The organism is Niallia endozanthoxylica (assembly GCF_008710145.1).
In the GTDB taxonomy this organism is placed as follows: domain Bacteria; phylum Bacillota; class Bacilli; order Bacillales; family Cytobacillaceae; genus Bacillus_BD; species Bacillus_BD endozanthoxylica.
Window position 1 is genome coordinate 36,443 of sequence record NZ_VYKL01000038.1, and the last position, 8,379, is coordinate 44,821.

6 protein-coding genes are annotated in these 8,379 nt (G+C 37.8%); 4 read left to right on the forward strand and 2 right to left on the reverse strand.

Going from position 1 to position 8,379, the window contains the following annotated elements; translation table 11 throughout:
* Positions 1-203: 203 nt before the first annotated feature.
* Positions 204-647 (reverse strand): hypothetical protein, encoded by a 444-nt coding sequence (locus tag F4V44_RS22020; protein ID WP_150442162.1) that lies wholly within the window; start codon positions 645-647, stop codon positions 204-206.
* Positions 648-813: 166 nt separating this feature from the next.
* Positions 814-2,478: a glutamine--tRNA ligase/YqeY domain fusion protein gene (locus tag F4V44_RS22025; protein ID WP_150442163.1), complete on the reverse strand. Its 1,665-nt coding sequence runs from the start codon at positions 2,476-2,478 to the stop codon at positions 814-816.
* Between the two features lie 306 nt (positions 2,479-2,784).
* Between F4V44_RS22025 and F4V44_RS22030 the strand changes: the two genes are divergently transcribed.
* The 4 genes from F4V44_RS22030 to F4V44_RS28455 all read left to right on the forward strand — a co-directional run.
* Entirely contained in the window at positions 2,785-5,496 is a 2,712-nt protein-coding gene (locus tag F4V44_RS22030) for a dynamin family protein (RefSeq protein ID WP_223882001.1), read from the forward strand.
* A gap of 156 nt (positions 5,497-5,652) precedes the next feature.
* On the forward strand, positions 5,653-7,017 hold the full coding sequence (locus F4V44_RS22035) for a DUF2252 domain-containing protein (protein WP_150442164.1): 1,365 nt from the start codon (positions 5,653-5,655) through the stop codon (positions 7,015-7,017).
* A gap of 163 nt (positions 7,018-7,180) precedes the next feature.
* Entirely contained in the window at positions 7,181-8,029 is an 849-nt protein-coding gene (gene dat, locus F4V44_RS22040) for a D-amino-acid transaminase (RefSeq protein ID WP_150442165.1), read from the forward strand.
* 223 nt (positions 8,030-8,252) lie between these two features.
* Positions 8,253-8,379 (forward strand): helix-turn-helix domain-containing protein (locus F4V44_RS28455; RefSeq protein WP_191090807.1); only part of this gene is annotated, 127 nt, incomplete at its 3' end.

The window sequence follows — 8,379 nt, forward strand, 5'->3', positions numbered from 1 at the left end:
GAACAACAAAGTTTGAATAGAGGGAAAATTAAGTTAGCAAAATAAGGAATGTACAAAGAGGTAAGATTGAGAATAGGTGTGGATACGGGAATATTTTTAAAGAAAAAAGCTTAGATTCATGATAATCTAAGCTTTTATAGTAAATGAATGACTGCTTATACAGAAAATAATCAAAGAGAGTAAGCGATAGTGTTTTTTCCTATCTAATAATAAACATATGGACATGCCATTAACTGACAAGCATTAATGAGCATTGAATTTGCTTCTTTTATTTTTCCAGTATCTAAATCCTCTAATGCTGCTGCAATCCTAATAAAGGCTTTATATTGGAGATTGACTCCGATAACACAGTCTTCATGGATTCTTTTCAGGGAAGGTGAAGTAAGTTCTATGAGTTCAAGTTTTGTTAAAAACTCATAATATACAGGAATAATGTCATAAATCAACGTATTATAGAGTTCTTGATCTGTTGTATAATCTTCTCTTGTAACACGCTCAAAGGCAGCTAGCGCCGCATCCTCTAACTGGGAAATTCCCGCCAACTTCTCCTGTAAATAAAAATGTATCTCCTTTTGAATGGGATCCCGGTAACAGCTGGCCAAGACCGAGGTTGAAAATAAATCAGGAGTCAAAATCCATCTCTTCAATTAAGTATCACCTCCATGGGTTCAATGTATGAAGTCTTAAATATAAATATACATTGATTTCTAGCTGTGCAGGCAGTCGTTACTGTACTTTCTTGAACTGGTTTCTTCCATTTATCTTCAGAGCATAAGAAAAAGGCCTGATTTAAAGAATCAGGCCGCTTTATAATTATAATTTAAATGAACTTTTTAAAGAAACAATCATATTAAAGACCGCTTTTTCCGGTGTAGAATGCTTTGGATCTACGTTGAAATAGCCATGGCGGAAAAACTGGAATTTGTCCTGCGGCTTGACGTCCTTCATATTAGGTTCGATAAAGCCTTGAATCACTTTTAGTGAATCCTTGTTTACATGGTCAAGGAAGGTTGTTTCTTCACCGGATTGGGCTGCTTCGTTTAATTCAGCATCAAGAATCAGCGGTTCATATAGACGAAATTGAGCTTGAATGGCTTGAGTCGCCTCCACCCAATGGAGTGTTCCTTTAACCTTCCGGCCGGTAAAACCTGTTCCGCTCTTTGTTTCAGGATCATACGTACAGCGAAGTTCGATGACATTTCCGTTTTCGTCTTTAATCACTTCTTCACATTTAATGAAGTAAGCATGCTTTAAACGAACTTCATTGCCGGGGAAGAGACGGAAATATTTCTTTGGCGGGTTCTCCATAAAGTCATCCTGTTCAATATAAATTTCACGGGAGAATGGAATTTGTCTGACCCCCATTTCTGGATTTTCTGGGTTAATTTCAGCCTCAAGCATTTCCACCTGTCCCTCAGGATAGTTAGTAATAACCACCTTTAAAGGCCGTAAGATACCCATTGTACGAGGTGCTTTTAACTTCAAGTCTTCTCTGACAAAGTGTTCTAGCATGGCTGAATCAGCAGTACCTGAACTTTTGGAAACGCCGGTTTCTTTTACAAATTCACGAATCGCTTCAGGTGTGTATCCTCTTCTTCTTAGACCTGAGATGGTTGGCATACGAGGGTCATCCCAGCCATCTACGTAACCTTCTTCAACCAGTTGTTTTAGCTTACGTTTACTCATAACTGTATTGGTAATGTTTAGGCGTCCAAACTCATATTGATGAGGCTTGCTTTCCATTTCACATTCTGCCACAACCCAATCATAAAGTGGACGGTGGTCCTCAAATTCAGTTGTACAAATCGAGTGGGTTACCCCTTCAATGGCATCTTCTAGTGGATGGGCGAAATCATACATCGGATAAATGCACCATTTATCACCTGTGTTATGGTGCGTTGCATGTGCAACACGGTAAAGGACAGGGTCGCGCATATTTAAATTTGGAGATGACATATCAATTTTAGCTCTAAGCACTTTCGAACCATTTTCAAATTCGCCATTTTTCATGCGTTCAAACAAATCAAGGTTTTCCTCAATTGAACGGTCACGGTATGGGCTTTCTTTTCCAGGCTCTGTTAAAGTCCCGCGGTATTCACGCATTTGCTCAGCAGTTAAATCATCTACATAGGCCTTTCCTTTTTTGATTAATAGCACAGCACGTTCATACATTTCATCAAAATAGTTTGAAGCGTAGAAAAGTCCGTCCCATTCAAAACCAAGCCATGCTACATCCTCTTTGATAGAATCAACAAACTCCTGATCTTCCTTTGTCGGATTCGTGTCATCGAATCGTAAATTGGTCTTTCCGTTAAACTCATCGGCCAGTCCAAAGTTAATGACGATTGATTTCGCATGACCAATATGTAAATAGCCATTTGGCTCAGGAGGAAAACGAGTAATAATCTCTTTGTGTTTTCCTGACTCAATATCTTCCTTTATAATACTCTTAATAAAATTAGATGAGTTATTTTCCAACCTAAATCAGCCTTTCCAACATGATATTTACACTATTATAGCAAATAAAAAAGCAACCCTAAAATGAATTTGAGATATTTTCTTATTATACCCATAATTTCTCTACAACAACCTTTTAGTACTTTAAAGCATTGGGGGACAGTCCCCCAACACGGTACTGTGTTAAAATGTTATAAAATTTAAGTATAATGACATTATTTTTGCCGGTATATGTTTGGTAGAATGGAAGGATAGGGTATTATGAGTTAGACAGAGTAATATTTACATATAGATATTAAGTGAATTTTACTTGGGGGGCGTGAAGTTGTGACAACAGAAAAACAATTGATTGATAAACTGTATTATGAAACCTTTCTGGATGGTAATCCGAATCTGGCTCCAATCCAGGTTCTCGGGGAAGCCTATATGGAGGAGCAGAAAAAGGATCTTCCTGATTTATCAGGAATCCGTTTTGCTCAAGGTGAAGTGTATTTTCATAATAAAGACTATGAAGCAGCGATTTTTAAATGGGACAATATTCAAAATGAATGGCAACCGTGGGCGAAGAAAAACATGGCTGATGCCTATTTTGAACTTGGGCACTTATCTACTGCTGAAGAAACCTATAAATCTATTGAAACAGAAGATAGGACATTGCAAACAGAGGTAGCTCTGCAGCTATTTTCCTTATATATAAGACAGAAAGATACTGCTGCTGCCAGCCAGGTGATTAAGGAAACTGTAGCGGGCAATCCGGATTATGAAAATGTTACGGCATTGGCACGTTCCTTTTTTGAAGAGCATCAGGATTGGGCAAGCGCGATTGAACTTGCATGGGATGAAGCGATTAGGCTTGAATCTGTTAAGTGGTATGAGGCATTGACTGGCTACGCAGTTAAAGGTGTAACGCAAATAAAGGAGCCGGCATTCTTTGAAGAAGGATTGTTTGTTTTAGCAAAGGTTGACAGCGAACTCTTTGAAAAACTTGCAGCTGCCCTTTGGAACAACTTTAAGAAAAGTGAAGCTCATCTTGAATGGGTTATGGTTATGGACCGTGTCATTGTAAGAATCAGCCCTGAAAATATTGGTAACTGGAATACTCTTTCCGGCTTATATGAAGAATCCTATTTACGCTTAATCAATGGAACCTATTTGATTAGTGAAGTTGGGGAAATGATTCCAAGTCTATTATCAAACTGGATGAAAATATGTGTGTCAAGTCATGCTTTGGCAGCGGCAGCAGCTGTTATCTCGTGGAATGAAATGTTCCCAAGAACACTTAATGTCGCAACTGTCTACGAGGCAGAAAATAAATTGTTAGAGCTTGAAAAACAAACAGATGGTTATGAGGAAGCAGTAAGGCTGTCGAATGAGGTTTTACATTGGGCGGCGAAGAATGAATTACATGTGACCAAATCATTGACATGGATTATGAATTCCATCAAGAATCAAGAGTCTTATAAGCTTTTAGTGGTTGGAACGGATGAAAGTGGCAAATCCACATGCATCAATTCAATGGTCGGATATCCAATTCTTCCGGAAGATAACAAAGCGTTAGTGCTACTGGATTATGATGAGAATCCAGGGATTAGAGAGATTGCAGATTCAGAAATTATTGAGGTGGAACGAATTGAAGAGCAGCCTTCGTTTCGTTATCAGCGTTCCTATCATGCGAAGCTGGATAGTTCATTTTTAAAGAAGCATCGTATCTCACTTATGGATACACCAAGTATCAATGACAGCAATGAAGTACTGTCCTGTTTACATGCAGCAGACGGTGTGTTATTTGTTTTGAATGCAAATAACCCTTTTACCGAGAAAGAACAGCAGGTACTTCAGCAAATTAGAGAGAAAATGCCGAATATTGATGTGCATTTTCTATTAAATAAAATGGATGCAGTCTATGATGAGCGTGATCAGACAATCGTTGAAACGAAGACAAAAGTAAAGAAGAACATACCAAATGCTGGTGTATTTGCATTTTCTCCGCATTATGAAGAGAACAGTCAGGGAAGTGACTTTGGAAAATTCTTTGCTGCCCACTATATGCAAAAGAATATTATTATCAGACGTACAACAAACCTGCTTTATTTTATCAGAAGACTAATCGTGTATTTATTAAATAAACGAATCGAAAAAGAAAATTCTCTTGTAGATTCCATTAAGTGGAATGAGGAGATGCTTTCGAAATTAAATGGAGCGATACACCAAATCGGTGATACAGAATCCGAGAAAGTACAGGTTATGTCAAGAGGCTATCAGTCCATTAAAGAAAATATGAAAGCGGAATTGCTTCAAAAGATTCCACAGATACTCAGAGGGTGTTCAGAATATATCAAGGAAGACAGTGACTTTGGGCATTTGCATCTTGAATTAAATGAAGAGATGAATAAACGAGTAGAAAAATATTTGACAGAAACAGCTCTTCCTGAATACTACAACTACATCCAAAACTGGATTGGGGACTGTACAGCAGAATTTAATGATGTACAATTTTCAATCAATGAGATGTGCGATAGCTTCAACAGTTTATATGATGAGGAAAAACTGCAGCTTGACTGTGATTTCAAGGTTCTTGATGACTGGCGCCGTGATGCAGACCGTTTAACGACAGCTATTCATTGGGAAAAAATGAATATCCTGCTTCGTTTCACACCGTCCCAATTTTTATTAAAGAGTGCTGGCAAACTGCTTGGAAGTATCTCGCAAAATAAATCTATGTTGTATAACAAATATAAGCAATATGTCGAAACAGAGGATTATCATGAAGTAGCTGTTCTTATTGTGAACAAATTCCTGCAGCCTTTCGAACTGTTTGAAAAGTCGATTGAACGTGATATTAAGATGTTCTTCAGAAATCCGCTGGCAATATTGAATCAAACGGTTGAGGAATCCCGTTTGGAGATTGCTTCCAATAAGGATGAGTTAAGTAAAATGAGGGAAAATCCTGAATACTATCAGGATCCGCTTACCTTCTTTGAATTAAAACTTCGTCAAAACGAATGGCTGGATCAAAAGGACAGTAAAATACCTGTATAATGAAAAAGGGGGTTTAAGATTTCAGGGACTAAGTAAGTCAGATATCTTAAACCCCCTTCTAAAATGAATAGATGGCAGCATGTATAGGTACTCCAGAGAAAAGACTATTCACGACACGATAAACTCTTTTCATAAGAGCAAAGGGGAGTGGGATATATGGGAACTGTTATGCTGAGCAGAGTGAAAAATACAAGGAAAATGCTAAGGCAGCATATTATTGAAACGATTTTAAATGAATTTGATGAACAGTGCATGGAGCTCACTCGTGAACAACGCCAAGAAAAATATAAAAAAATGATGGAAAGTCCTTTTCGCTTTTTTCGCGGAAGCGCCTACTTATTTTACTATGACATGTCCAATGTCCCGTTCTCATTTCATACACCTGCTGATAAACCGACATGGATCCAAGGTGATTTACATATGGAGAATTTTGGGGTATTCCAAAATGAGCAGGGAGAAATTGTTTATGATGTAAATGATTTTGATGAGGGCTACATTGGATCGTATTTATATGATGTTTTGCGGATGTCAATAAGCATTGCTTTATTCTGTGACGCACAATCCTTAAGTGAAGAGGAGCAAAAGGAAAGAATCATTCATTACCTGCAGGCCTATTATAAGCAATTAAAACGGTTTAATAAGAAAAAGGATAACCCGTTCACATTAACCTTTAAAAAAGAGAATACGACTGGTCCTGTAAATAAGGTTTTAAAAAAGTTGCTCAAAAGACAGACCAATCATCTATTAAGAGATATTACGTATATAAATGAGGAAAACAAGCGGATTTTTGCCTGGTCTGATGAGATAAAGCCTGTGAATGAAAAGGAACGTCATACACTTATGTCTCTATGGGAGACGTATATTCATTCTATAGACCCTGAGGATAAACGGGACAGATTTCATTATTCGATTAAAGATATTGCCCGAAAATCTGGATCTGGCACAGCTTCCATAGGTCTTGATCGCTACTATATTCTAGTTGAGGGAGGGAAGGAGGCTCATGGGCAGGATGATTTAGTATTAGAGGTAAAAGAAGTCCGCACCCCAGTTCCTGCTTATTTCCTGCCTTACCGGGAATTATTTTGGCAAAAGTATCAGCATCAGGGCCACCGTGTCATTACTACTCAAAAAGCGATGCATCATATGGAGGACCCTTATCTAGGGTATTTAACCATTGATGGCCGCCATTTCTATGTTCGGGAACGGTCGCCGTATAAAAAGAAAGTGAAAGCAAAATTAATACCAACCATTGCGGACATGGATTCAACATTAGACATAATGGGAAAAATTACGGCAAAAATTCATGCCCGTGCAGATGTGGATTTTCTCGATGAGCTGTTTTCGCATCATAGTGAAGAAGAGATACTGCTTGCGATAGGAGATCAATTTGAAACATTTTGTTCTCAAATTGTTTTTTCTTCTATCACCTATAAGGAGCAGGTGAAAAGAGATTATGAGCTCTTCTGCGAATGGGTTAAAAAGGCATTTCATGAATCGGAAGAACCTATCATGAAATCATGACAGGTAATCTAATTTAAATGGTGGAAAGCGATTGCTATGAAGGGTAAATATTTGGCTAAAGAATCTCAGAAATGAGATTCTTTTTGCTTTACTCGAATAAACATTACTAATGATCTTTTAAGTCATTCAGAGCCATAAATAGAGTTCGTTAGGGGGGGCTTGCGTGGGTATTGGCTATATTAATGGCAAATACATTGGGTTGAATGAAAATGCCGTTCCAATTGAAGAAAGGGGTTGTCAATTTGGGGACGGTATTTATGAGGTGATTCGTGTATACAATGGGAAGCCCTTTATGTTAGATGAGCATTTGGCAAGACTACTAAAAAGCGGCAATGCGATTAAACTCCAAATTAAACAGAGTATGGAGGAATTTCGAATGCTGATAAAAGAAGCGATTGCTAAATCCGGACTTTCCAATTGCTGTGTTTATTTACAGATAACCCGGGGTATCTCAGCAAGAAATCATCTTTTTCCGGATGTACCTGTCTCCATTTCCATGACTGTAAAACAAATCATTCCTTTACCAGATTCTATCCGGGAGAAAGGAGCTGCAGCAATATTTCATGAGGATGAGCGATGGGCCAATTGTTATATAAAATCACTAAACCTATTACCGAATGTTCTGGCTAGACAAACAGCCTATGAGCAGGGCTGCTTTGAAGCTATTTTAGTCAGAGAGGGGATGGTTACAGAAGGAACAAGCTCAAATGTTTTTATTGTCAAACAGGGAAAGGTATATACTACCCCCTTATCAAGAAATATTCTCGCGGGTATAACGAGGATGGTAGTTAAGAGGGTAAGTGAAGTAGTGAACGTTCAGTTCATTGAACAAGCTTTTTCAAAAGAAGATCTCGTTGGAGCAGATGAAGTTTTTATTACCAATACGACTTCTGAAATTGTCCCCATAGTAAAAGTAGAGGGGAAAAAAATCGGAACTGGAGCTCCAGGAGAGGTGACAATGAAACTATATCATAAACTGCAGCAGTTTGTTGCAGACTTAAAGGAGATGTGAAACAGTAGTTAAAAATGTATACAATATAGATACAAAAGTGATCAAATATACTTAAAATAATTGGTTTGATTCTTTCTTCCATTTATAATCCTGCTTTATCGTTTAGGCATCCATCCATCTAACCTGTCTATTTAGGTCCTTTTCTGATAACTATTCCATCCTCTCCCTTGTATTTTATAGTAAAATAGAACTATAAAATAGTGAAACATAAAGGGGGATGATCATGAAAAAAGCCTATAGGACAGAAATTCTTTTAAATGAAAAACAGCAACAAAAAGTCCATCAAACCATCGGTGTTTGTCGGTATGTTTACAATTTATATCTTACTACTGCGCAAAAACACTATAAAG

Bases quoted from the DNA above. Each gene is read 5' to 3' on its own strand.
- F4V44_RS22035 (WP_150442164.1), top strand. From the start codon at position 5,653: ATGGGAACTGTTATGCTGAGCAGAGTGAAAAATACAAGGAAAATGCTA.